This window comes from Sinomonas flava (assembly GCF_039531875.1).
Classification (GTDB): domain Bacteria; phylum Actinomycetota; class Actinomycetes; order Actinomycetales; family Micrococcaceae; genus Sinomonas; species Sinomonas flava.
In genome coordinates this window covers 1-1,015 of the sequence record NZ_BAAAQW010000020.1, presented here as the reverse complement: position 1 = coordinate 1,015, position 1,015 = coordinate 1, and the positions used below count along the sequence as shown (strand labels likewise).

Below are 1,015 nucleotides of genomic sequence, written 5' to 3'. Positions count from 1 at the left end.
CCGGAGTGATCCAGGGGTGGAGGCCGCACGAGTGAGAATGCAGGCATGAGTAGCGAAAGACGGGTGGGAAACCCGTCCGCCGGATGATCAAGGGTTCCAGGGTCAAGCTCATCTGCCCTGGGTAAGTCGGGACCTAAGGCGAGGCCGACAGGCGTAGTCGATGGACAACGGGTCGATATTCCCGTACCGGCGAAGGACCGCCCATGCCGGACAGCCGATGCTGACCGCCCAATCCCCGCACCGGGATCCCTTCGGGGAGCCCACCGCGGGGGGCGCGCGGGACCCAGAGCTGCGAGGCAAGCGTATTAACAGGTGTGACGCAGGAAGGCAGCCCGGCCAGGCGATGGTTGACCTGGTCCAAGGATGTAGGGCGCGCGGCCGGCAAATCCGCCGCGCATCAGGCCTGAGATCCGACGGGACCCCCTCGCGGGGGGATCGGGTGATCCTATGCTGCCGAGAAAAGCATCGACGCGAGGTCCCAGCCGCCCGTACCCCAAACCGACACAGGTGATCAGGTAGAGAATACCAAGGCGTTCGAGAGAATCACGGTCAAGGAACTCGGCAAAATGCCCCCGTAACTTCGGGAGAAGGGGGACCCCGGCCCTGGACAGGACACGCTCCTGCGAGGGGGTAGGGGTCGCAGAGACCAGGGGGAAGCGACTGTTTACTAAAAACACAGGTCCGTGCGAAGTCGCAAGACGATGTATACGGACTGACTCCTGCCCGGTGCTGGAAGGTTAAGAGGACCCGTCAGCTCTCACGAGCGAAGCGGAGAATTCAAGCCCCAGTAAACGGCGGTGGTAACTATAACCATCCTAAGGTAGCGAAATTCCTTGTCGGGTAAGTTCCGACCTGCACGAATGGAGTAACGACTTCCCCGCTGTCTCGACCGTGAACTCGGCGAAATTGCACTACGAGTAAAGATGCTCGTTACGCGCAGCAGGACGGAAAGACCCCGAGACCTTCACTACAGTTTGGTATTGGTGTTCGGAGCGGCTTGTGTAGGATAGGTGGG

At 61.0% G+C, this 1,015-nt stretch carries 1 rRNA gene; it reads left to right on the top strand.

What is annotated here, in order from left to right:
- Positions 1–1,015, top strand: a 23S ribosomal RNA gene (locus ABD298_RS18630); the annotation flags it as partial.